Genomic DNA, 23,845 nt, shown 5'->3' on the forward strand with positions numbered 1-23,845 from the left:
CAACGGACACCTACACTCAATCACACACTCAGGAACCAACTACTCGCACGACCTCAAAGCGCTATTCAAATTTTTTCATACAAATGGGACGCTTCACCCTTTCTTCATTGTTCACATGAATTGATGAACGCCTGCGTCGAAAAGACTAACAAATTCTTAAGGGCTTGCAAAACATTAATGGGCTCGGACCGCACTGTTTGAGTGGGAAGCGCACGGAATTTCAACGGCATGGCGTGGCGAAGCGCACGGGTCGCCCGGTCAGAAAACATCCGTCCATTGTGCATGATTCGGGATCAATGCAGCCGCATGGGCGCCTTTAATCCCGATAATGCCCCGATTTGGCTTTGCGGGCCCGCCCGTTGATTCTGCGTTGCACCGGCTTGCGCGCGATGGCCTGACGGAAACAATCACCTAAAAATGTTTCCATTGCACCTTCTGGGCGGGTTAATGTGTCACTCTGGAGATATGGGGGATGCTCTCTATCTTGATGTTGTGGCACAATGACGTGCATGTTGAGGGCCGATATAGTGGCTTCTCGTTATTTTGTTAGGATTTACCTGTGGTTCAGGGTGCAAGTTTGGGTAATCTCTGGAGAGTCAGGATTTTTTTCGACAAGTCGGAAGGCGACCGAGGTGCCATGGCCTCCAGCGACGGGTTCTATCTGGATTATTTTGGCCTAGACCAGCGGCCATTCACTCTGCTGCCCGATCCCGGTTTCATGTACTGGTCGCCGCTGCACAAACGCGGCTATTCGATCTTGCAGTTCGGAATCATGAGCTGCGCGCCGATCACCGTTCTGACCGGAGAGATCGGCGCCGGCAAGACCACGCTGATCCAGCATCTTCTGAAGGACATGGAGGAGTCGATCACCGTCGGGCTGATCTCGAACGCTCAGGGCGGGCGGGGCGAGCTGCTTCAGTGGGTTATGCATGCCTTGGGCCTGCCGTTTGAAAAGGACGCGGCCTATGTCCAGCTGTTTCAGGCGCTGCAGGAATTCCTGGTCTCCGAATACGCGCAGGGCCGGCGTGTCGTGCTGATATTCGACGAGGCGCAGAACCTGACCGTCGAAGGGTTGGAAGAGATCCGGATGTTGACCAACATCAATGCCAACACCGATGAACTGATCCAGCTGGTCTTGGTAGGGCAACCCGAATTGCGCGACATGGTGCTGGACCCGAAGATGCGCCAGCTGACCCAACGGGTGGCCGCGAGCTTTCACTTGGAGCGGATGGATGCGCCGTCGGTCGAAAGCTACATCCGGCATCGGATGAAGGTCGCCGGGGGGACCGGGGACGAATTCACCGAAGACGCCTGCAAGCTGATCTTCGAAAAGACCCGTGGCGTTCCCCGGCTTGTGAACCAGCTGTGCGACTTCACCTTGCTGTACGCCTGGACCAACGAGACCAGAAACGTGGATGAAACCACAGTGCAACAAGTGATCGACGACGGCGTGTTCTTTGGCGGGAACTCACTCGAGAAGGAGCTGACAGACTGACATGGGCCCGGTTCGCTACTACATCTCGATCTTTCTGCGGCGCCTGCCGTATTTCCTCATCGTTGCCCTGATCGTATCCGCTGCGTCGATCATCATCGCACGCACCCTGCCGCCCACCTATGTGTCGCAGATGCGGTTGATCGTCGAATCCCCGCAGATTCCGGGCAATCTGGCGGCCAGCACCGTCAACACCACGGCGGCCGAGCAACTGCAGATCATCGAACAGCGCCTGCTGACCCGTCCGATCCTTCTGGACATCGCCGAGGAGTTCGACGTTCTGCCCAATCAAGACGAGGCAAGCCCGGACCAGATCGTCGACACGATGCGCGCCAACACGCAAATCCGGATCGCCACCGGGCGCAATCAAGCCAACCTGATGACCATCACCTTCGAGGCCCGTTCCGGTCGGGTCGCGGCCGGTGTTCTGAACGCCTATCTGACGGAAATCCAGAAGCTCGACGTGAATTATCGCAAGGAGCGGGCCTCGGACACGCTGGAATTCTTCGAACAGGAGGTGGACCGGCTGAGTGACGAGTTGGACCGGCGCAGCGCGCAGATCCTCGAGTTCCAGAACGAAAACTCGGACTCGCTGCCGGCCAGCCTGCAGTTCAGACTGACCCAGCAGGCGACTCTGCAAACCAACATCCAGCAGCTTGACCAACAACTTTTTTCACTGCGAAACCAGCGTGAAAAGTTGCTGGAGATCTATGCCACGACCGGTCAGATCTCGACGATCGGACAACAACCGCAGACCCAGGCCCAGCAACAGTTGGCGCAGCTGCGCAATCAGCTGGACAATGACCTGGGCATCTATTCGGAAAACAGCCCCAAGATCAAAATCCTGCGCGCGCGAATCGCCCGTCTGGAAGAGGTCGTAGCCGCGGAGCAGGCCACCAGCGCCGCAACATCGGGCGCGCAGACCGGGAACTCGACTCTGGATCTGCAACTAGCGCAACTGGACTCGCAGATCGAGTCTCTGGAAGATCAGAAAACCGATGCCGAAAAGCGCCTGGCCGAGGTGACACGGACCATCGACCAGACCCCGGCGAATGCGATTACCCTCGCCGAGCTTCAGCGCGACTACAACAACGTCCAGGCACAGTACAACACAGCGGTGGCGCGGCTGGCCTCGGCCTCGACCGGCGAGCGGATCGAGGTAACCTCGCAGGGGCAGCGGATTTCTGTGATCGAATATCCGGTCGCGCCCAGTTCACCGACCAAGCCTAACCGCCTGATGATCGCTGGCGGCGGAATCGCCTTCGGTATCGCCCTAGGGATCGGGCTGGTCGTTTTGCTGGAACTGCTGAACAAATCCGTCCGCCGACCCGAAGACCTGATCAACAAGTTGCAGGTCTGGCCGATCGCGACAATCCCTTATGTCCGCACGCGCGGCGAGGTCATTCGCGCGCGACTGGCCTGGGCCGTTGTCATCTTGGCCATTTTGGGCAGCGTGCCGGCCGCCGTCTGGTCGGTTCACACGTATTATTTACCGCTCGACCTGATTGCCGAAAGGGTGATCGACAAGCTGGAGGTGTATTGGTGAGTTCTGTTCAAGTCAGCGATGGGAGCGCGTGATGGACCGTCTGCAACAGGCGATTCAAAAGGCCCGAGAGGAACGGGAAAGCCGTCAAAGAACCGTGCCCGCGGAACCGCTGCGGCTTGACCCGGATCAGGCTGTTGCGCCCTCGGTGACGAATGTCGAAACGTTGTGGTCGGATCTACCCGCCATCGAGATCAACCCGCGCGTCGCCTCCAAAAACCGCCTGGTGTCGTTGGAGGGCGGGTCGGACGCCGCGCCCTATGACATGCTGCGCACCAAGATGCTGCAACAGATCCTGTCCAATGGCTGGCGCCGGGTTGCGTTGACGTCGCCCTATGCCGGATGCGGCAAGAGCACGGCGGTCGCAAATCTTGCCTTCAGCCTGGGGCGGCAGGAAGATCTGCGCACCGTCGTGATCGATTTCGACCTACGGCGCCGTGGGCTGGCCGACGTGTTGGGGCAGAGCGGCGCGCACAACATGGCGGACATCATATCCGGTTCGGTACCGTTTCAGGAGCATGCGCAGCGGCACGGCAACAACGTGATTTTCGGACTGAATTTCAGCCCGACCCGCAATCCCGCCGAAATTCTGCAAAGCCGCAGGACGATCGAGCTGCTGGAATGGATCGAATCCGAATACCAGCCCGATATCATGCTATTCGACACGCCGCCGCTGATGGTCAGCGACGACAGCCACGGGTTCCTCAGAAACGTCGATTGCGCCTTGCTGCTGGCTGCGGCAGAAGAAACCAGCATCGACCATATAGATGTGGCGGAACGCCAGCTGGCCGAATTGACCAAGATCATGGGGATCGTCCTGACCAAGTGTCGCTACGTCAGCGGGGCCTTCGGCAATGAATACGGATCGTACTGACGCGGCCCCCGAAAACGCGGTCATCATTCCCCACTACAACGACCTTCCCAGGCTCGAACGCTGTTTGCGGGCACTGATGGAAAATGACACCACCAGCACCGAGATCGTGGTCGTGGACAATGCCTCGTCGGTGTCGCTGGACGCAATTCAGCGCGCTTTCCCGATGGTTCGGTTTCTGGTCGAAACGCAAAAAGGCGCCGCCCATGCCCGCAACAGGGGCGTGGCCGAAACCAGCGCCCCGCGGCTGTTCTTTCTGGATGCCGATTGCGTTCCCGCCGCCGACTGGCTGACGGTCGGACGCCAGGTCGCCGACACCGCCGACCTGATCGGCGGGCGGGTCGACGTGTTTGACGAAACCCCGCCACCGCGCAGCGGGGCCGAGGCATTCGAGGCTGTTTTTGCCTTCAACTTCCGCCGCTACATCGAGGTCCAGGGCTTCTCGGGTGCCGGAAACCTGCTGACGCGACGGGACGTGTTCGACGCGATCGGCGGTTTCACGAACGGCGTGTCTGAGGATCGGGAATGGACCATGCGGGCGGTCTCGCACGGGTACAGCCTGATCTATGAGGACAGGTTCCGCGTCAGCCACCCGTCGCGCCAAGACTGGCCGGCGCTGAAGACCAAATGGCGGCGAACCACTCAAGAGGCCTTTCAGTTGAACGGAACCACCATTCGGGCGCGATTGCACTGGATGATGCGGGGGCTGGCCATGCCAGCCAGCGCGGTGGTGCATACGCCGAAGGTTCTGACCAGCGACAAGCTGGACTCCGGCCGGGAAGTCGGTGCGGCCATCGGCACCCTGTATCGGCTGCGATGCCAGCGGATGGTCTGGATGTTGCGGCAGGCCGCAGGGTTCGAGATCTGAGCCGGGCCAAACGAAAAAAGGGCCGCATTGCGCAGCCCTTTTAACATAATCATCATTATGACCGTTTGATCATGCCGCCTTGCGACGACGGGTCAACGCCAGACCTCCCAAGGCCGTCAACAGCAGCAACCCGCCGGCCGGCAGCGGAACCGCGGCCACGTCGAAGTCAAAGGTGATGGCGCCGCCATTGGTGGTCCCCGACGAGTTCGCCCAGCTGAAGACCAGGTTCTGCCCCGGCGCGCCGGTCGACAGGAAAGTGGTATTCAGACGGGTAACACCCGATACCAGCGCCGCCGAGTTCAGCACGGTGTTGGTCGCCACATCAACCCAGCTCATGGTCAGGCCGGTGAAGGTTCCCAGAATTTTTGCGGTGACCGAGGCCTGTGCATTACCAGGCAGCGGCGCGGTCGGCGCAGTGAAGTTCACCGAATAAACACCCGGACCACCCATGGTGGACACCGTTCCGACAAACAGGTTGTCCGAGGTGATGTCATAGCTTCCGCCAGCACTCACAGTCGTGATGGCCTTGGCTGTCCCGGTCATTACAAAGGACGCGGCCAGTGCGATCGCGACCATTTTCAAAGTTCTAAACATCTATTCCCACCCTCGTATACTTGAACACATAAAGACCCGGACAGATGTCAGGCCGTGGATTGGATGAAACTAAGGTACACCATCACGTTGTTGTTGCGAGAACTTTTTTAATAATTGTGGCATTTTTTGGGCTTTTGGCGACAATTGACCCCCAAATCAATCCTTGGGCGGCTCTTTGTTTCCTTTCGGTTAACACTGCATCCTCCGCCTTCTGGCTCGAATCGGCTTCGCGTCCTCGGCGTGAAGTTCCGATGCGGACACTGCCCAAAGCCGTAAATTGGTGCTGTGCGCCTGCACCTGCGGAACGCCCGCGCCCCTTGCGAATAAGGTTTTTGCAACAACTCGGTTCCGACCGCCCTCATTGGTTCGGACCGGTCTGCACGCCACTGCGCTGACCGGTGTCGGCGGAACCAGCTGCGCCGAATTGCGTCTCGGACCATTTTTTTGTCCTTCGTCGGCCCAAGAACTTCGTGTAACCTCGCCCATACTGAAGATGACGAGTGTGGGTACCTGACCGCCGGAGGTATCCGAACGGTTTCCTGGGCCGGGGCGACATTCTGCGCGCCGGTCGGTTATTGAAGAGTATTTTGATGAACGCAGCTGATTTCGACCCCGATGGCCTGCACCTGACTGCCAAACGCATCCTCGTCACCGGTGGCGCGGGTTTCCTGGGATCGCACTTGTGCGCACGATTGCTGGATCAGGGGCATGAGGTCCTGTGCGTGGACAATTTCTTTACCGGACGACGCGGCAATCTGCGTCATCTTCTGAACAACCCCCGCTTCGAGGTCATGCGCCACGACGTGACCTTTCCGCTGTATGTCGAGGTCGACGAGATATACAATTTGGCCTGCCCGGCCTCTCCGTTCCACTATCAGCACGATCCGGTGCAGACAACGAAAACGGCGGTGCATGGTGCCATCAACATGCTGGGCTTGGCCAAACGGGTCGGCGCCACCATCCTGCAGGCCTCGACATCCGAAGTCTATGGCGACCCCCAGATCCATCCGCAGACCGAAGACTATGTGGGTCATGTGAACCCGATCGGGCCGCGTTCCTGCTATGACGAAGGCAAGCGCTGTGCCGAAACGCTGTTCTTCGATTACCACCGGCAGCACGGCCTGCCGATCAAGGTGGCGCGCATATTCAATACATACGGCCCGCACATGCACCCCGACGACGGGCGGGTGGTGTCCAATTTCATCATGCAGGCTCTGGCCGGAGAACCGATCACCGTCTATGGCGACGGCGGTCAGACCCGGTCGTTCTGTTTCGTGTCCGACCTGATCGACGGGCTGATCCGCCTCATGGAATCCCCCAAAGACGTGACCGGGCCGATCAACCTGGGCAACCCCGTCGAACTCAGCATCCGCGATTTGGCGGAAACCGTGATCCGCATGACCGGCTCGACATCCCGGCTGGATTTCCGCCCGCTGCCGCAAGACGACCCGATCCAACGTCAACCCGACATCACCCGTGCCAAAGAGCAACTTGGCTGGTCCCCCAAGGTGCCCTTGGAGCAAGGCCTCGAGGCCACGATCGCCTATTTCCGGCACCTGACCACCGCAGCGCCCCAAACCGCTGCCGGCGGGGCATGACCCGGATTGACGATGCAATGCGCCCGCGGTGGTCAATAACCCTTTTGTTGCTGGGTGTGACCGTCGCCGCCGGTCTGTCGATCCTTGCAATCAATCGCGGACCGCTGGTGTATTTCGATACCGGCAGCTATGTGCGGCAGGGCAATGTCGTTCTGTCGATGATCCTGCCGGCGGCGGGTGAACCGGACAGCGCAACCCGAGCAACCCAGAAAACCCGGCACAAGGCTGACGACGACCAGACTGCGGGCGGATCGCGATCAATCTTCTACGCCGTTTTGGTGGCCGCATTCTGGCGCGTCGGATGGCTGGCCGGTCTGGCGTGGCTGCAACTGGGCCTTGTGCTGATGGCCGTCTGGCTGGCGATGCGGACGCTTGGACGCGTCGCGCCGACGGCACGTTCGACCGCTCAGTTGGTCTGCCTTCCGCTGCTGGCCGCTTCGACGACGTCGCTGCCCTTCTATGTCGCCTACGTCATGCCCGACATTTTCACGCCGGTCATGCTGATCCTTGTCGCCGCCGTGGTGGCTGCAGGCCACCGGATGCACGTTTCCGAGGCACTGGGAGCACTGGCGCTCGGCACCTTTTCTACGGTCCTGCACCCGTCGCATCTGGGCATCGCGGTGTTGATGGTTCCTCTGGTCGTTCTGGCCGCCGCGTTACGGATCGGCCAGGGGCGCTGGCTGGCGGCCGGGTTCGCGACGTGCCTTGCCGTGTTCGCGATCGCCGAACGGAAAGCTTTCGAAGTTGCCGTCGAAACCGTCACCCACAAAGACGTGGTCTATACGCCTCACATCACCGCCCGCTTGATCGTCGACGGGCCGGGGCTGGCCTATCTGGACGATGTCTGCCCTGCGCCGGACCTGGCGACATGCGCCCTGCACGAGGCCCTGACATGGTCGGATGATCCGTACCGCCTGACCGCGTCCCATATCATTTTCGAGCGGTCCCCGCGGCTGGGCTCGTTCCGGTTGTTGCCGCCCGAGGATCAGCAGGCCATCGCGTTGGAACAGCGACAGTTCTTTCTGCGCGTCCTGTCCGCCTATCCCGTCGCGACGGTAACCGCATTGGGCAAGAACGCCCTGAGACAGCTTGGAACGCACAGCGTGGCGATGACGATCCCCAACTCGGCCACGATACGCAACGCCAAAAAGCTCTCGGGCCTGCCCGAAGATCAGCTTGCCGTCCTGGACAAAACGACCCTGAAACGATCCCAGACCTGGATCGACCCGCTGGTGGGGGTCCACTTCGCGATCTATGCGGTCTCGGGGGCGATCGTGGCCGTTCTGCTGCTGTGGCCTGCCCAGGTCGCTGCGCCCTACCGGGTGTTTACGCTGTTCCTGTTGATCGGAATCGCCGTAAACGCGCTGGTATGCGGCGGCGTTTCCCAGCCAGCCGACCGTTACGGGGCGCGGGTCATGTGGCTGCTGCCCTTCGCCGCCACCCTGCTCGTTCTGGTGCGAAATCCACGCTCTAGACCACGAACGCCCACCGAGGATGAATGATGCAAAACGACCAACCGACGATCAGTGTGGTGATGCCCGCCTACAGGGCCGAACACCTGTTGCCCCGGGTGCTGCCCCCTTTGATCGAGATGTTGAAGGCCGGCACGGTCCAAGAGGTTCTGGTGGTCGATGACCAGTCCCCGGACGGCACGGCCGCGCTGGCCCGCGAAATGGGGGCGACGGTCTTGACGACTCCGGTCAATGGCGGGCCGGGCGCCGCGCGCAATCTGGCGGCCGAACAGGCCACGGGCGACATCTTGTGGTTCGTCGATTCCGACGTCATCGCCTGGCCGGACGGCCCCGAACACATCCGCCGCGCCATGTCCGAGGACAATGTCGGCGCGGTTTTCGGATCCTATGACGACGCGCCGGACGGGCAGTCGTGGTTTTCGCGCTACAAGAACCTGCTGCACCGCTATCACCATCAGCGCGCCCGGCGCGAGGCACGCACGTTCTGGGCCGGGTGCGGCGCCATCCGCCGGGACGTCTTCCTCGAGGTGGGCGGCTTTGACGTCAAGACCTACGAGATCCCCTCGATCGAGGACATCGAACTGGGCTATCGCATCGCAGAATCCGGCCGCCGCATTCTGGTCGAACCGCGCCTGCAGGGGAAACACCTAAAGATCTGGACGATCCGCAACAGCCTGAGCACCGATATCTTCTGCCGGGCCCTGCCATGGTCCCGCCTGATGATCTCGCGCGAGGGGCTGACGGACGATCTGAACACCTCCATGGCTGAGCGCGCGCGCGCGGCCGTCGCGGGGCTGCTGATTCTGTCGCTTCTGATTCTGCCGTTCTGGCCAGGCCTTTGGCCCCTCCCCCTGATCCTGCTGGGCATCGCCTTCGCGATCAATCTGGACCTGTTCAGAACAATGGCCGGGCATGGTGGGCTTTGGTTTGCCGTCAAATGCCTGCTGTATCACCAAGTCTACTATGTCTACTCCGCGGCCGTATATGTCTGGTGCCTGTTCGAATACCACGTTCTGGGTCAGCGTCAGAAACTGCAGGTCAGGCGGAACTGAGCGGCCGGTGCGGGTCTGAAACACGCACAAGATTCGCCCTCCCCGAACGTGAGTCCCGCCCCGGGCGCCACCGAAACAAAACAATCCCCCCGCAAATGGGCCATTGTTTACCTTGGGTACATATTCAAAAAGGGCGTATTGGAACCGTTCGACGTTGCGGCGGTCATGCCGGCGCCAGCCGTCCCGCCCGCCGGACACAGACTGCGGAAGTCGGTGTGATTTCGATGCGCCCCGCGCGAATGATTTTCTGGTAAAACAAGTGTTTGCAGCCTGTCCGGCCTTTGGTGCAACGCGTCGGCAACTCCTCGACGGCGCAGCCGCGAGCCCAAATCGCGTGGGGGCCGGTAGATGTGAACCGGGTCATTCATCGCTTGCGGCGCGCGGCGCAACTTTCGCGCGTCGGGCACTTTTTGAGCGGCCTGGGATCACGAAGCGAGCGTGTGACAGGAATTTGTTGCGAAGTTGGTGCAGCCTCTAGTAGCCTGACCCAAGCTATTTTGTGTGAGATTTGGTGTGAGTGAATTGAAAAACGATACTGTTCCGGTCGTCGTCATCGGTGGCGGACCAGCAGGTCTGACCGCTGCATACGAACTTCAGAAACTGAGCGACAAGCATGTCCCGCGGGTCTACGAGGCCTCGGACATGGTGGGCGGCATCTCGCGCACCGAAACCCACAACGGATACCGCTTTGACATCGGCGGGCACAGGTTCTTCACCAAGGTGCGCGAGGTCGAAGACATGTGGCACGAGGTGATGGGGGATGACTTCATCACCGTCCAGCGCCTGAGCCGGATTTTCTATCGCGGCAAGTTCTATGACTATCCGCTGCGCATCTTCAACGCGCTCGGCAATATCGGCCCGTACGAGACCTACAAGATCATCGGCAGCTTCATCAAATGGAAGATCCGGCCGAAGCCGCAGGAAGACACGTTCGAGGAATGGGTGATCAACCGCTTTGGTGGCCGGCTCTACATGCATTTCTTCCACAGCTACACCAAGAAGGTCTGGGGGATTCCCCCGTCCGAGATCCGGGCCGACTGGGCCGCGCAGCGGATCAAGAACCTGTCATTGCCCAAGGCTGTCTGGAACGCCATCTCGGGCGCCAATGACACGGCCAGCCTGATCGAGGAATTCCAATACCCCCGCCTGGGCCCTGGCATGATGTGGGAAAAGACCCGCGACCTGATCCGGGAACAAGGCGGCTCGGTCGAGACCCATTCCGAGGTGTTCCGGGTCAACCGCGATGGCAACCGGGTGACTTCGGTAGACATCCGCCACTGGAACGAAAAAGGTGAGAAAACCACCGAACGGGTCGAGGCCGACGAGTTCATCAATTCGATGGCCGTGCGCGACCTGATCCATGCCTTCGACCCGCCGCCGCCGCCCGAGGTGATCGAGGCCGCCGACCGACTGAAGTACCGGGATTTCCTGATCGTGACGCTGGTGCTGAACCACGCCGACCCGTTTCCCGACAACTGGATCTACATCCACAGCCCCAAGGTCAAGGTCGGGCGCATTCAGAACTTCCGCGCCTGGTCGGCCGAAATGCTGCCCGACCAGAATACCGCCTCGATCGGGATGGAATATTTCTGCCAGAAGGGCGACGGGCTTTGGTCGTCCAGCGACGAGGACCTGAGGAAGCTGGCCAGCGAAGAGCTGGAGCAGCTGGGCCTGGCCAAGGCGTCGGACGTGATTGACCACGCCGTGATCCGGCAGCCAAAGGCCTATCCCGTCTATGACAGCGAATACAAGGACGCCCTGGACACCGTCAGCAGCTGGCTGAAGACGCTGGAAAACTTCCAGACCGTCGGACGCAACGGGCTGCACCGTTACAACAACCAGGATCACTCGATGCTGTCGGCCATGTATGCGGCCCGCAACATCCTGGGGGAAGACAACGATGTCTGGGACGTCAATGTCGAGAGGTCCTATCATGAGGAGTTCGAGGCAAAACCCAAAAGACAGGCGGCCCGGGCCGAGCGTGTCGGCAAAGGCGCCGTTCTGGAATGAACTGCAACCCAACGGGTTGCCCCTTGCCCGACCTGTAAAAAGTCCGGTCGGGCAAGGACTATGCCGTGCAAACCAGGCTCTGGGCCCGAGTGGCACCGCTAACGACCTTTCCTTTTCTGATACCGTGCACCTTCGGGCCGTTCCATGAACCGCAAATTACGCAACCGCCTTTTCACCTTTCACACCTGGCTGGGGCTGCATCTGTCGATCTTCTTTGCCTTTCTGTTCCTCACAGGTTCCATTCTTGTCTTCGGCAATGAAATTCAGGCACTGACCCGCCCCGCAATCTGGACCACCGCCGCGGAAGAGGACCGCACGGCCAGTTTTGGAGCGATCTACAAGGGCATCAAGGACGCGCATCCTCACAGCACCGTTCAAACCATCACCAAGCGTCCCACCCCGTGGTTCGTCGACCGGGCCGAAGGCCGCACCGGCTGGGGCGAACAGGTCGTCTTCTGGACCGATCCCGCCACCGGCGCGCTTGTCGAGACCACCGGCTATCCCGGGTTTCAGAAAATCCTCCGCGAGCTCCATGTCAAACTGCTGTCGGGTCAGAGCATCGTCTACAAGGCGGTGGCGGCGACCTCGATCATACTGCTGTTCCAGATCGTCAGCGGCCTTATCACCTATCGGCGGTTCTGGAGAGGGTTTCTGCGCTGGCCCACAACGGCCAACGGCCTGCGGCCTTGGGCCGGCGGAATGCACCGGCTGACCGCTCTTTGGGCCACGCCCCTGCTGCTGATCAGCGGTGTCACCGCCTTCATCTTTCTGTTGGGTGATTTCGGCATAGACGGCCACCGCCCCAAGCCACAGCCAGCGGCCGCACGGGAAACCGTGCTGCCCGCCGGATTCACACCCGATCTATTAGATCGGGCCGAGGCCCGCGCGCGCACGGGCCTGCAGGGGTTCGAACCCACGGGCGTGACTTTGCCGGGCAAGACCACCGAAAGCTTCCGCTTCGTGGGATATCTGCCGTCGATGCCGCATATTCGAGGGCTCAGCACCGTGGCGGTGGACCCCACCACGCTCGAGATCACGGGCGCCTTCACCCCGAATGACAACACCAGCCTTGCACGCTGGCGCAACGTCGTCGACGAGCTGCACTACGGGTTCTGGGGGGGCGCCTTTTCGCGGGTGCTGTGGCTTGTCATGGGGCTGATCGCAACCGGCGTGGCCGTGACCGGCGCCGTGATTTTTGCCGCACGGCTAGCCCCCGAGGCCGCGCAATATGGTCCGCTGCGGCGGATCTGGCGTGGGCTGGGCATCTTCCGCTGGGGCTACCTTCTGCTGGTGCCGGCGGTCGTGGCCGCTGGCCTCTACAATTTCGGCCCCGGCGCCCATCGCACCAGCCGCGTCGCCCCGGCCGATGGAATGCCCCCGGTCGCCCGGCTGATCCTGCGCGACCCGCTGAGGGCCGGCAAGCCACTCGACGTCGAACTGCGCGTGCGGGACCCCGCGCTCAGGATCGCGCGGGTCGAAGTCAACGGCCAGACCCCCGAGGTGACCGGCCCTCAGACCGCCGCCGACGGCCCGGCCAAGGCGCGGTTCAGACTGAACCCCGCGCAACAGGCCAACGACATCACTGCGCATCTGGCAAAAGAGGACGGCAGCGAAACGGTCGTCACCTTTCACCTCGGGCCGCCGATCTGGTGAGGTGATGAACATAGGGCGCAAAATACGAAAAAATGGCGGCCAGGCGCGGAAACGGTCCAATTTCGCCCTGTTTTACCGATACGCTCGGTGCTCAGGTGTCGGATTGCCATAGGCGGGAAGTTTCCGGGACGGGCCGCGACCATTTTCATGGACGCCCCCCGGGTGAGTATGAACAGAATTGATTTTGAGTAGGTTAGGGTTTTGGGTTTCATGAACAAAGTTGCAGAACCAATCGGCACGGATCGCGCCAACACGGATGAGCCGGGCACGCCGGATGTCACCGGCATGAGCCTGAGCGTGGTCATTCCGGCCTACAACGAGGAAAACGCCGTTCGCGCGACCGTGGAAGACGTTCGCGCGCATCTCGGGCCGCTGAACATCCCCTACGAGATCATCGTGGTGGATGATGCCAGCGAGGACGGAACCCGCGCCGAAGCCGAAGCCAGCGGGGCAACCGTCACCTTCAACGACGTCAATTCGGGCTATGGGGCCAGCCTCAAGCGCGGCGTACGCATGGCGCAGCATGAATACGTGGCGATCCTCGATGCCGACGGCACCTACCCTGCGCGCTACCTGCCTGAAATGCTGGCCCTGTGTCGCGATCAGGACATGGTGGTCGGGGATCGGGGCGCCGCGATGAAAAACGTGCCGCTGCTGCGGCGGCCGGCCAAGAAATTCCTGTTCGCCTTCGCCTCGTTTCTGGCCGAGCGCAAGATCAACGACCTGAATTCCGGGCTGCGGGTGTTCCGCAAATCCGAGCTGATCCCGTTCCTGCCGCTGCTGCCGCAGAATTTCTCGTTCACCACCACGATCACGCTGTGCATGACGTCGAACGGGAAGCGGATGATCTATGTTCCGATCGAGTACGGAAAGCGGATCGGCAAATCGAAGATCCGTCCGATCGATTTTCTGAACTTCATCATCCTGATCCTGCGCATCAGTACCCTGTTCAACCCGCTGCGCGTTTTCATCCCGCTGGGTCTGGCTTTCTTCACGCTCGGGTTGGTCAAGTTCATCGTCGACATATTCTACTGGAACCTCAGCGAGACCGCCGTGTTTTCGTTTTTGGCGGCCATCATGATCTGGTCGCTGGGGCTGATTGCCGACATGATTTCGCGCCTCCACCTGCGGCCGTGACATGGGGCGCCTGCTACCCTCCGATCCGGTCACGCGCCGCTGGTTGATCCGGCTGGTCGGGTCCGGCGTGATGCTGGCCGGTCTGTTCTGGCTTTTGCCGGCTGACGCGATCGTGGCGGCGCTCAAGGCCATTCCGCCCCCCGTGTTTCTGGCCGTACTGGTTCTGTTCATGCTGGCCCATGTCGCCGCAGCGTTGAAATGGTGGCTGTTGCTGAATCGCCGGATTTCGCCCCTGCTGGCGATTCGCGCCCATTTTGCCGGCCTTGCCGCCAACCTGTGCCTGCCCGGCGCGATCGGCGGCGACACCGTACGCGCAGCCATGGCGCAGGCCGCAATGAGCGACGGGGCCCAAGTGGTTGCTACGGCCACGGTGGACAGGGTGATCGACATGGTGGCCCTGCTGACCCTGTCCGGGCTAGGTCTGGTTCTGGTGTGGGACGGCGCGACCGGGACGACGGCGATCGGGGCCGCGGCCATGATCGTGCTGACCGTGATGGTCGGAATGGTCGCCCTGCCGTGGTTGCTACCGCTGATCTGGCGCGCCTTCCCGGCCTTGCCAGGGCGCAGCTTTGCCCTGAGGCTGGCCGATGCCCTGGCCGGGTTTGCGGCCCGGCCCGGCCTTCTGGCCATCGCCTTCTCGGCTTCGGTTCTTATTCAACTTTCGCTGGTCCTTCTGGCCTGGTGGCTGGCACGGGCTGCGGGCGTTTCGGTGGAGGCCGGCGCGTGGGTCTTTGCCTGGCCCCTAGCCAAGATCATCGCGGTTCTGCCGGTGTCCCTGAACGGGCTCGGGCTACGCGAGGCGACGCTGGCCGGGTTCCTAGTGCCCTTTGGAGTCAGCGCCCCAGCGGTGGTTGCCGCAGGGCTGGTCTGGCAGGTGGTTCTGTTTTCGGCGGGCGGAATCGGCGCGCTGGTTCTGTTGGTCTCAGGGATGAGTCTTGCTGCGCCCACGCGTTCGAGAAAGGAAGAGTGCAAGTGACGGATGTTTCCCAACCCCGATCGGGCGATCAGCCCCATATCATCATTCTGGGCGCAGGTCCGGCGGGGCTGGCAGCTGCCCATTCGCTGGCGGGCAAGGCGCGCGTGACCGTCGTCGAACGGGCCTCGGTGGCGGGCGGCAACTCTGCCTCGTTCCCGGTCGAAGGCGTGGTCTGCGACTACGGCTCGCACCGGTTCCATCCCGCAGCCGAACCCGAAGTGCTGCAGGACGTGAAGACCCTGTTGGGCGATGATCTGCTGCTGCGCCCCCGCCATGGACGCATCCGGCTGGGCGGCAAGTGGATCCATTTTCCGCTCAAGCTGACCGATGCGGTGTTGCGTCTGCCCAAACCCTTCGCCCTGTCGCTGATCGGCGACATGGTGCTGAAACCCTTCCGCAAGAAACATCAGGGCCAACAGACCTTCTCGACCGTTCTGTATGACGGGCTGGGTCCGACGATCTCTGACAATTTCTATTTTCCCTATGTGCGCAAGCTGTGGGGGTTGGAGCCCGAGAAGCTGGCGGTCAAGCTGGCGGAACGACGGGTGGGCAGCGGGTCGGTCGGAAAGATCCTGATGAAGATGCTGCGGCTGTTGCCCGGGCTGCGCAGCGAAACGGCGGGGCGGTTTTTTTATCCGCGCAAAGGGTTCGGGCAGATCTCGGACGCAATGCGCGAGAGCGCCCGGACAAAAGGCGCGGAATTTCTGTTCGACACCGAAATCACCGCAATCCAGCGGCAGGGAAACCACGTCTGCGGCCTGACCGTCCGCGACGCCGGCGGCGAACGACAGCTGACCGGCGACCTGATCCTGTCTACCATCCCGCTGACCGCGCTGACGCGCCTGATCCCCGACCCGCCCGCCGATGTGGTAGAAGCGGCCCGCGGCATCCGGTTTCGCGGCATGATCCTGCTGTATCTGGTGCTGGAAACCGACCAGTTCACCGAGTTCGACGCACATTATTTCCCCGAGCTGTCGATCCCGATCAGCCGCATGTCAGAACCCAAGAACTATAACGCCAGCGGCTCGCCAAAGGGCGTGACGGTCCTGTGCGCCGAACTGCCCTGCGACCCGGACGAGAAATGGTGGAGCATGTCCGACGAGGCCTTGGGGCAGGAGTTCACCAAGTGGCTGGGTCAGCTGGGCCTGCCGGTCACGGTTCCGGTCCGGCGCTGCGAAACCCGTCGGCTCAGCCATGCCTATCCGGTCTATGACATCGGCTACGAAGCGCGGTTCGACACCGTCGATCGCTGGCTGTCGGGGCTCGATGGCCTGCTGGTGTTCGGGCGGCAGGGCCTGTTTGCCCATGACAACACCCACCATGCCTTTGCCATGGCCTATGGCGCCGCCGATTGCATCGACGATGCAGGCCGGGTCGATCGCGCGAAATGGAACCGGTATCGCGAGGTCTTCGCCTCGCATGTGGTGGAAGACTGAGCCATGTCCGACTGGCAGGCCGATATCCTGATGTATCACGCGATTTCGGACGCGCCCGGACCGACGTCAATCGCGCCGCGTATCTTTGCCGAACAGATGCGGGCGCTGGCCGACTCGGGCCTGCCGGTGGTGACGCCTGACGCCCTAGCCGCCCCCCCTGCCCCGCGCGTGGTCGTCATAACCTTTGACGACGGGTTCGCCGATTTCGCCGACACCGCCTGGCCGATCCTGCGCGACCATGGGTTTCAGCCCATCGTCTATCTGCCTTCGGGCCGGATCGGCGGCACCGATTCCTGGGCCGGCGGGCATGTCCCGCCCCGGCCGCTGATGCGATGGGACCAGATCGAAAGCCTGGCCGATCAGGGCGTGGAGTTCGGCGCCCACAGCATCAGTCATCCGGACCTGACGGCACTGGACGCCGGGGCAGCCCAACACGAAATCGAGGCCAGCGGAGCTGAAATCTCGGCCCGCTTGCACCGCCCGATCCGGCATTTCGCGCCGCCCTACGGCGCCTCGAACCCCACCGTCCGCCAGATGATCGCCCGGCGGTATGATAGCGCGGTCGGAACCCGGCTGGGCGTGGCCCGATCGGGGGATGACATCCACAATCTGCCCCGGCTCGAGATGTATTACTTCACCGACATCGCCCGGTGGCGGGCGCATCTGGCGGGGCGCGGCGGCCCCTATCTGACCGTCCGCAAGGCCCTGCGCGGGTTACGGGCGCGGGTTCGGGGAAAGCCGTGGTAAATTTCAAAGACGGCCGGCGCCGGGTTTATCAGCGCGGGTCGGCAAAGGTTGAATTTGGTTCTTGGTAAGTGACTGGTACGAACACATGCACATTCTGATTACCGGCGGCGCCGGGTTCATAGGGTCTCATCTGACCGAACGGCTGATCGGCGAAGGACATCGGGTGACCGTTCTCGACGATCTGTCGACCGGGCTGATGTCCAATCTGGCCGGGGTGGCGGACCACGCCGATTTTTCCTTCGTCGAGGGCAGCATTCTGGATCGGCAGCTGGTTGCAGATCTGGTGCGCCCGGCCGATGTGGTGTTTCACCTGGCGGCAGCGGTCGGCGTCAAACTGATCATGGACGAACCCAGCCGGTCGATCCTGACCAATGTTGCCGGCACCGAAAACGTGCTGGATGCGGCGCTGACCGACAAGACCCATACCTTCATCGCATCCAGTTCCGAGGTCTATGGCAAAAGCACCAAGTTTCCGTTCCAGGAAGAGGACGACCTGACCATCGGCGCCACCCGCAATCTGCGCTGGTCCTATGCCTGCGCAAAGACTCTGGATGAATTCCTGGCCCTGGCGCATGCACGTGAATCCGGGCTGCCGGTCACGGTGTTGCGATTCTTCAACACGACCGGTCCGCGGCAGACCGGGCGCTATGGAATGGTTCTGCCCAATTTCGTGCGGGCCGCGCTGGACGGCGCCCCCCTGATGGTACACGGAACCGGCGACCAGTCGCGCTGTTTCGGACATGTGGCCGACGTGGTCGAGGCGATGTGCCGCCTGATGCACCTGCCCGAGGCCCGCGGAGACGTCTTCAATGTCGGCACCGACCAGGAGGTCACGATCCGCAGGCTGGCCGAGCAGGTCATCCGAACGACCGGATCCCGATCGGAGATCCGCCATGTGCCCTATGACACGGTCTATCCCGACGGGTTCGAGGACATGCAGCGGCGGCTGCCGGACGTCACCAAACTTGAACGCGTGACCGGGTTCCGGCCGATGCGAACGCTGCAGCAGATCATCGACGACATCGTGGCCGAGATGCAGGGACAAGTGACGACATGACCGTCCCCGTCGCGATCCGGGCGGGCCGCGCGCCGTGACCGATCTGGTGATCGGATCCGGACCGGCGGGCGTGTCGGTCGCCTCGGCCCTTCTGGACCGGGGTCGCCGGGTTTTGATGCTGGATGGCGGGCGCAGACCCGACGAGCCGGCGATGGCTCTGCGCGGCCGTCTGGCCGCCACCGACCCCGAAAGCTGGTCGCCGCAGGACCGGCGGGCCTGGCAGGCTCCGCAATTCGACACCCCGGCGGGACAGGTTCGCCGGTTTGGGTCCGATTTCGCCATGGAACCCGGCGCGATGACGCTGACCGATCCAGACGCGGTCGCATTGCGGGCGTCGCACGCGGCTGGCGGGCTGTCGAACCTGTGGGGCTCTGCCGTTCTGCCCAACCGGGCGGCCGACATGCAGGATTGGCCGATCACCGATCAGGATCTGGCACCCCATTACCGCGCCGTCGCCACCTTCATGCCCATCAGCGGGCAGACTGACGCCCTGCAAGACCTGTTTCCGGCCTTTTCGATGCGCGAGAGAACCCCGCTGAGCCCCTCGGTACAAGCCCAACGAGTGCTCGACAGGCTGACACTGCGAAAAGACGATCTGGCCCAACTGGGCGTACGGGCCGGGGCGTCGCGGCTGGCGGTCGAGACCGTGTGCCGGTATTGCGGTCAGTGTCTGCATGGTTGTCCCTGGGGGCTGATCTATTCGGCCGCGCATACGCTTGAGGGGCTGCGCCACCATTCGGCCTTTCGGTACCGGATCGGGCTGGCGAACCGGTTTCAGGAACAGGGCGATGCGGTCACGGTCACGCTCGACGGGGGCGAGACCATTCAGGCCGACCGCGTCTTCATCGCTGCCGGGGTGCTCGAGACCGCGCGCATTCTGCTGCTGTCCTCTCCGGCTCCCGACGCCAGCCTGCGCCTGCTGGACAGTCAGCATTTCTTTCTGCCCAGTCTGCACCGATGGCACCTGCCCCGCCGCCCGGATGCCGGACCCTTCCATACTTTGCCGCAGATCTTCGTCGAGCTGGACGACGCGGCCGTCTCGCCCCATATGGTCCATGCGCAACTGTACACCTGGAACGAATTCTTCGCCCATGACCTGATCCGCAACTACGGCGCCCGGCTTCCCGGCTCGGGGCCGTTGTGGCGCATGCTGGCGCGGCGGCTGATCGTGGCCCAGGTGTTTCTGCACTCGGCGCATTCGGCTCGGATCGGACTGACTCTTGCCTCGGACGGGCGGCTTGTCCCGACGGTAACGGGCAATGACGAAACCGACGCCGTGTCCGGCAAGGCCGCCGCGCGCATCGCGGAGGTGTTGAAACTGGCCGGGTTGCTGCCGCTGGGCTTTGCCCGCCGTCAGGGGGCCGTGGGGTCCAGCTTTCACGTCGGCGGGTCGATGCCCATGGCCAAGCTGCCCGAAGCCGGGCAGGCGGATACGCTGGGACGGCCCCGCGGTCTGTCGCGTGTGCATCTCGTCGATGCCTCGGTCTTTCCCAGCATTCCAGCGACGACCATCACCTTTTCGGTCATGGCGAACGCCCACCGGATCGGGTCCTGTGCGCCCTGATCCGACGGTCAGGCCTGCGCGCCGGTCTCAAATGCTCCGGCCTCGAGCGCGGCGGCCAGCACCCGGTCGCCGTTGCCGTACGCGGCGCGGGCCAGTGCGGCACCATAGGCGGCCAGAACCTTGTCTTCGTGCCAGATTTCCAGAAACGCGGCGCGCGCGGCACGGCCCTGGCTGTCGCGCCGCCCCGGCTCGTGCTGCAGTTCACGCATGGCAGCGATCAGATCCTCTTGCGTGTCGAACAGCGCCCCACCTCCGGCCCGCTCGACGATTTCAGGAAAGGGGCCCAGACGCCGGGCAATCACCGGCGTTCCCAGTCGGAAGCTCTCGATCAGGATGATGCCAAAGGTTTCATAGCACACCGAGGGCACGATCAGACCGATCGCCCCCCGGTAATAGGCATTGAGCTCATCCAGCGTCTTGCGGCCTAGGAACCGGATCCGCGGGTTGTCCGCGGCCTGCCGTTTCAGCTCGGGCGCATAGTCGCCGTCGCCCAGGATCAGCAGGTCGGCATCGGGGTATCGGTCAAAGGCAGGGAACACGTCCTGCAAGCCCTTGATCTTTTCCAGGCGACCGACGAACAGAAAATAAGGGCGGTCATGCACGGCCGGTTCGGGCAGCGCCGATGGGTCCAGGTCGGGCAGGAAATACGGCAGCACCTGCATATCGTGGCGCAGCCCGAATTCGCGATGCTTGGCGCGGCTGAATTCGCTTTTTGCGACGATCAGGTCCATGTGATCCAAGGCGCGGTCCAGCGCCCCGGTATACCGCCACAGCTGTGGTGGGCGCCTGTAACTGAGGACACAGCGCAGGCACTGGCGTTTGTCGCACAGCTCGCGCCCATGGCGCCACAGGACATGGGTAGGACACACCAGCCAGTGTTCATGCGCCTCATAGATCTTCAGGCCCGATCCCATCGGCAACAGGCCCGGCCCTCCGATGAGCGAGGTGTTGTTGTGCCAGATGATATCCGGCTGCTGCTGGTCCAGAATCTGACGAATGCGGCCCGCGTGCACCACCGGGCGGCCGGTCTGCTGGGTCAGAAGGTTCGACAGCATGCCATAGCGACTGCGCAGTCCGATCCGGCGCACTCCGTCCGGGTCGCCTTCGGGTTGGGGCTTGCCGCCGAGGATCAGATAGCTGTCCTCGTCATGCACCACGGTCACGTCATGCCCGCGCGCGACAAGCGCCCGTGCCATGCGCTGGATGCCCACCGCGTCGCCACCGAAGGAATAGGGCGGATAGAAGGTCGTGAACATCAGGATTTTCAACGAACGCATGTCACAATACTCAAGAACCAACACCTTCGGGGCATGAAACACGATCCCCGCCCCGATCGAAAGGCACAAGTCGCCACCGACCGGGCCTACCGCTCCTGCAGCCCAAGATACAGGCTTTCGATCTGCCGGTTGATATGGTCGGGGTCAAAGCGGGACGCTTTCGATCTCTGAAACGCGTTTGCCGCCATGGCCGCGCGTTTCGCATCATCTTCCAGCACCTCTGTCACCGCCTGTATGATCGCCGCGACATCACCGATGGGAACGCAGGCCCCGACCGTGTCGTCGACCAGTTCGTGCACCCCGGAACAATCCGTCGCGACGATCGGTGTGCCGGTCTGCAGCGACTCGGCAATCGAGATCGGAAGGGCCTCCCACCGCGAGGTCAAAAGCATCAGATCCGCCGCCCGCAGATACCGGTACGGAACATCCGTCCGCCCCACGAACTGCAGATACCCGTCCAGGCCGCGATCCGTGGCCAACGCCTGCATCTCGCGATCCAGCGGCCCATCGCCGACCACGACGAAGCGGTATTCGGGATGGCTGCCCTTCAGGCGCGCCACACACTCGATCAGAATGTCGATCCCTTTCTGATGCGCCACCCGGGCGATGGTCACGACCAGGCGCGTGCCCCCGCGCAACAGGTGGTCACGCAACGCGGCCACGTCTTCCGGCAGGTCTACGGGGGGCGGCTTGATCCCGAGGCCGATCACCCTCAGCTTGCCCTTGGAAATACCCCCGATCGCCACAAGGTCCTCGGCGGCGCGGTGGCTGGGCGTGACGATCAGGTCGGCATGGCGCGCAATGGTGCCGAACCCCCTGATCCGGTCGGGGTCCGAGCCGTGATAGGTCACGACCAGTGGAATGTTCAGACCCATCCGCGCCAGCAATGCCACCAGGGCCGGAGCGGATTCATGCGCATGGATCACGTCGACGTTCGCCTCGCGCAACCAGCGACGCAGCGACTGCGCGCCCCGCCCCGCGTTTGACAGTCGCCGCAGAACCGACCCGCCATCCGCCGCAACACCGCGCGTCGGAACCGACAGAAATCGATCGCTCAGTTGTTCGTTCGCCCAGTTTCCGGGGCTGCCGGCCAGATAGATTTCATGCCCGCGACCCGTCAGCCAAGTGCTCAGGTCCAGCGCATGGCGTGCTATTCCGCCCATTCCGAAATCGGTACACATCTGCGCGATGCGCAGGGGCTGGCGGACATCCGTTCCGGGTTCTGTCTGCATGGTTCATTCCAACTGCACTCGGTAGTGAAGGTGTAACAAGAGCACATGTGCGACGCCACGCATATCAACGCCTCCTGTACGACTGGCCGCTGAAAACGCAGCGGCCCAGACTGGGTCAGATCAGGGCGGATGGCCAAATCCATGCCCCCGCACGGATTGGCCAAGCCGGTTTCGCCCGCGAAGCCCAAATCAGGACTGTTGCCACTGATGCCACAATCCGGTCACCTTTGAATCAATGGGCAAATTTTTTTGACAGTTGGCCAGCCGACCTTTGATCGCTGTGTTCAAGCACGTTCAAATTCAATATTTCGGATTATGGGCGCGCAGACGACCGGTTTTGCATTACGATCAGGATTGGAGATTTAGTCATGAAACCACATCAGATTTCGGTCGTCATACCCTGCGTCAATTCCTATTCCGATTTTCAAGGCTGCATGACCGCGCTGCGCAACCAGACCGGCCCCAAACCCGAGGTCCTGGCGGTCGAGCGTCTGGGCTGCGGCTTTGCCCAGAAGGTCCAGGCCGAATTTCCCGACGTTCATGTCATCTCGGTGGGCGCCGAAGCCACGATCCCGCAGATGCGGGCAGTTGGCATCCGGACGGCCTCGGCGGATGCGGTCGGCGTGATCGAGGATCACGTCATCGTCCCGCCGGATTGGACCGCCCGGATGCTGGAAGAGATCGCCGCCGGCGCGGATGCGGTTGCCGGGCCGGTCGACAACGAGGCGACCGACTCGCTGATCGATTGGGCGGCGTTCCTGTGTGAATACAGCGCGGTCCTGCCGCCGCTGGCCGACGGACCGTGTGATTGGCTGCCCGGCAACAACACCGTGTATCGACGCGACGTGCTGAGCAAATGCGACGCGGTGCTGGACGACGGCAAATGGGAAAACCATCTACATGATTACATGCGCCAAGCAGGCGCGAAACTGGTCATGCGCAACGACATCGTCGCCGGCCACAAGATGCACTACACCTTCGGGCTGTATATGGCACAGCGATATCTCTACTCCAAAAGCTTCGCCGGGGCGCGGGTCCGCGGCGAACCCGCGACGAAACGCGCTCTGATGGGTTGTTTGGCCTTTGCCCTGCCGCCGGTCGTCTTTGCGCGGGTGGTCCGCAACATCCTGTCAAAGAAGAGGCATGTGCCACAGCTGCTTCGGTCGCTGCCGCTTCTGGTGCCTTTTGCGCTGTCCTGGGGGGCGGGTGAGATTTCGGGTTACTGGTTCGGGGCCGGACAGTCCCTTTCCAAGGTCCGCTAGCGGG

19 protein-coding genes are annotated in these 23,845 nt (G+C 62.4%); 16 read left to right on the top strand and 3 right to left on the bottom strand.

Features of this window, described 5'->3' with window-relative positions; translation table 11 throughout:
• Positions 1–637 precede the first annotated feature (637 nt).
• From AC2FNS_RS12065 to AC2FNS_RS12080, 4 genes are read left to right on the top strand one after another with little or no spacing between them, the layout of a single operon-like run.
• On the top strand, positions 638–1,495 hold the full coding sequence (locus AC2FNS_RS12065; protein ID WP_496797520.1) for an ExeA family protein: 858 nt from the start codon (positions 638–640) through the stop codon (positions 1,493–1,495).
• A 1-nt stretch (position 1,496) separates the two neighbouring features.
• Positions 1,497–3,038: a GumC family protein gene (locus tag AC2FNS_RS12070; RefSeq protein WP_496797519.1), complete on the top strand. Its 1,542-nt coding sequence runs from the start codon at positions 1,497–1,499 to the stop codon at positions 3,036–3,038.
• A 31-nt stretch (positions 3,039–3,069) separates the two neighbouring features.
• The gene (locus AC2FNS_RS12075) at positions 3,070–3,909 is read left to right on the top strand and encodes a CpsD/CapB family tyrosine-protein kinase (protein WP_496796814.1); all 840 of its coding nucleotides are present in this window, start codon (positions 3,070–3,072) and stop codon (positions 3,907–3,909) included.
• A complete protein-coding gene (locus AC2FNS_RS12080; protein ID WP_496797518.1) occupies positions 3,890–4,774 on the top strand; it encodes a glycosyltransferase family 2 protein in 885 nt (294 codons plus the stop codon). The genes AC2FNS_RS12075 and AC2FNS_RS12080 overlap by 20 nt, the downstream gene beginning before the upstream one ends.
• A 69-nt stretch (positions 4,775–4,843) precedes the next feature.
• Here the strand turns inward: AC2FNS_RS12080 and AC2FNS_RS12085 are convergent, their stop codons facing one another.
• A complete protein-coding gene (locus AC2FNS_RS12085) occupies positions 4,844–5,368 on the bottom strand; it encodes a VPLPA-CTERM sorting domain-containing protein (RefSeq protein ID WP_496797517.1) in 525 nt (174 codons plus the stop codon).
• 590 nt (positions 5,369–5,958) lie between these two features.
• Here AC2FNS_RS12085 and AC2FNS_RS12090 point away from each other — a divergent pair.
• The 11 genes from AC2FNS_RS12090 (at position 5,959) to AC2FNS_RS12140 (ending at position 20,070) form a co-directional block, all read left to right on the top strand.
• Positions 5,959–6,966, top strand: a complete 1,008-nt coding sequence (locus tag AC2FNS_RS12090) for a UDP-glucuronic acid decarboxylase family protein (RefSeq protein ID WP_496796817.1) — start codon at positions 5,959–5,961, stop codon at positions 6,964–6,966.
• A gap of 17 nt (positions 6,967–6,983) precedes the next feature.
• The gene (locus tag AC2FNS_RS12095; RefSeq protein ID WP_496797516.1) at positions 6,984–8,468 is read left to right on the top strand and encodes a hypothetical protein; all 1,485 of its coding nucleotides are present in this window, start codon (positions 6,984–6,986) and stop codon (positions 8,466–8,468) included.
• On the top strand, positions 8,468–9,490 hold the full coding sequence (locus AC2FNS_RS12100; protein ID WP_496797515.1) for a glycosyltransferase family 2 protein: 1,023 nt from the start codon (positions 8,468–8,470) through the stop codon (positions 9,488–9,490). Before AC2FNS_RS12095 ends, AC2FNS_RS12100 begins: the two co-directional genes overlap by 1 nt.
• 513 nt (positions 9,491–10,003) lie before the next feature.
• A complete protein-coding gene (locus AC2FNS_RS12105) occupies positions 10,004–11,500 on the top strand; it encodes an NAD(P)/FAD-dependent oxidoreductase (protein WP_496685652.1) in 1,497 nt (498 codons plus the stop codon).
• 144 nt (positions 11,501–11,644) lie between these two features.
• Entirely contained in the window at positions 11,645–13,153 is a 1,509-nt protein-coding gene (locus tag AC2FNS_RS12110; RefSeq protein WP_496797514.1) for a PepSY-associated TM helix domain-containing protein, read from the top strand.
• 210 nt (positions 13,154–13,363) lie between these two features.
• Complete coding sequence (locus AC2FNS_RS12115; protein ID WP_496683730.1) at positions 13,364–14,290, top strand: glycosyltransferase family 2 protein; 927 nt, start codon at positions 13,364–13,366, stop codon at positions 14,288–14,290.
• 1 nt (position 14,291) lies between these two features.
• Positions 14,292–15,266, top strand: coding sequence for a lysylphosphatidylglycerol synthase transmembrane domain-containing protein (locus tag AC2FNS_RS12120; RefSeq protein WP_496713276.1), 975 nt, complete (start codon positions 14,292–14,294; stop codon positions 15,264–15,266).
• Positions 15,263–16,702 carry a protoporphyrinogen/coproporphyrinogen oxidase gene (locus AC2FNS_RS12125; RefSeq protein ID WP_496713277.1) on the top strand — a complete coding sequence of 480 codons (1,440 nt, stop codon included), beginning with the start codon at positions 15,263–15,265 and terminating at the stop codon, positions 16,700–16,702. Before AC2FNS_RS12120 ends, AC2FNS_RS12125 begins: the two co-directional genes overlap by 4 nt.
• A gap of 3 nt (positions 16,703–16,705) precedes the next feature.
• Positions 16,706–17,449: a polysaccharide deacetylase family protein gene (locus AC2FNS_RS12130; protein WP_496713279.1), complete on the top strand. Its 744-nt coding sequence runs from the start codon at positions 16,706–16,708 to the stop codon at positions 17,447–17,449.
• An 85-nt stretch (positions 17,450–17,534) separates the two neighbouring features.
• On the top strand, positions 17,535–18,506 hold the full coding sequence (locus AC2FNS_RS12135; RefSeq protein WP_496685640.1) for an NAD-dependent epimerase/dehydratase family protein: 972 nt from the start codon (positions 17,535–17,537) through the stop codon (positions 18,504–18,506).
• Positions 18,507–18,540: 34 nt separating this feature from the next.
• Positions 18,541–20,070, top strand: a complete 1,530-nt coding sequence (locus tag AC2FNS_RS12140) for a GMC oxidoreductase (RefSeq protein ID WP_496797513.1) — start codon at positions 18,541–18,543, stop codon at positions 20,068–20,070.
• An 8-nt stretch (positions 20,071–20,078) separates the two neighbouring features.
• On the opposite strand, the gene AC2FNS_RS12145 is transcribed toward AC2FNS_RS12140, so the two are convergent.
• A complete protein-coding gene (locus tag AC2FNS_RS12145; RefSeq protein WP_496797512.1) occupies positions 20,079–21,347 on the bottom strand; it encodes a glycosyltransferase family 4 protein in 1,269 nt (422 codons plus the stop codon).
• A gap of 86 nt (positions 21,348–21,433) precedes the next feature.
• Positions 21,434–22,579: a glycosyltransferase gene (locus tag AC2FNS_RS12150; protein ID WP_496797511.1), complete on the bottom strand. Its 1,146-nt coding sequence runs from the start codon at positions 22,577–22,579 to the stop codon at positions 21,434–21,436.
• Positions 22,580–22,947: 368 nt separating this feature from the next.
• On the opposite strand from AC2FNS_RS12150, the gene AC2FNS_RS12155 reads away from it, so the two are divergent.
• The gene (locus AC2FNS_RS12155; RefSeq protein ID WP_496742949.1) at positions 22,948–23,841 is read left to right on the top strand and encodes a glycosyltransferase family 2 protein; all 894 of its coding nucleotides are present in this window, start codon (positions 22,948–22,950) and stop codon (positions 23,839–23,841) included.
• Positions 23,842–23,845: the final 4 nt, after the last annotated feature.

The organism is Ruegeria sp. BHSA191 (genome assembly GCF_059613325.1).